Genomic DNA, 632 nt, shown 5'->3' on the forward strand with positions numbered 1-632 from the left:
AGCAGGACCTGGAGGACTTCGACCACACCCACGTCCCCTTCGAGCAGGTCGTCGAAGCCCTCAGCCCCACACGCTCCCTCGCACGACACCCCCTCTTCCAAACCTCCATCGGATGGGAACACGACGGCGGATTCTCCGGAGTCGGACTGCCCGGGGTCGAGTGCACGGCTCTCCCGGCACCCACGGCCGTCGCCAAGTTCGACCTGTACATCGCGGCCGGTCCCGAACCGGACGGCGGCCTGCGGGTGTCGGTGGAGTACGCCGCGGATCTGTTCGACCGCGACACCGCGCGCGAACTCGGTGAACGACTGATCCGCGTGTTGGAACAGGTCACCGGCGCCCCGGAAACACCTGTCGGGTATCTGACCGTCCTGGGTTCGGGTGAGTGGGGGCGGGTTCTGGGTGGGTTCGATGATGGGCCGGTTGCGGAGTCGGTGTCGTTCGTGGACGCGTTCGCTGTGCAGGTGGAGCGTGCCGGGTCCGAGCGGGCGGTTGATGACGGGCTGGGCGGGTTGTCGTATGTGGAGTTGGACGAGGTGTCCAACCGGTGGGCTCGGTGGTTGATCGGGCAGGGGGTGGGCCCCGAGGTCGGGGTGGTGGTGTGTGTGGACCGGTCGGTGGAGTTGGTGGTG

At 67.7% G+C, this 632-nt stretch carries 1 protein-coding gene; it reads left to right on the forward strand.

What is annotated here, in order from left to right:
- A partial coding sequence (locus Q8791_RS31745; RefSeq protein WP_330095550.1) for a condensation domain-containing protein occupies positions 1–632 on the forward strand: 632 nt, incomplete at both ends.

It is taken from the genome of Nocardiopsis codii (assembly GCF_036327455.1).
Classification (GTDB): Bacteria; Actinomycetota; Actinomycetes; order Streptosporangiales; family Streptosporangiaceae; genus Nocardiopsis; species Nocardiopsis codii.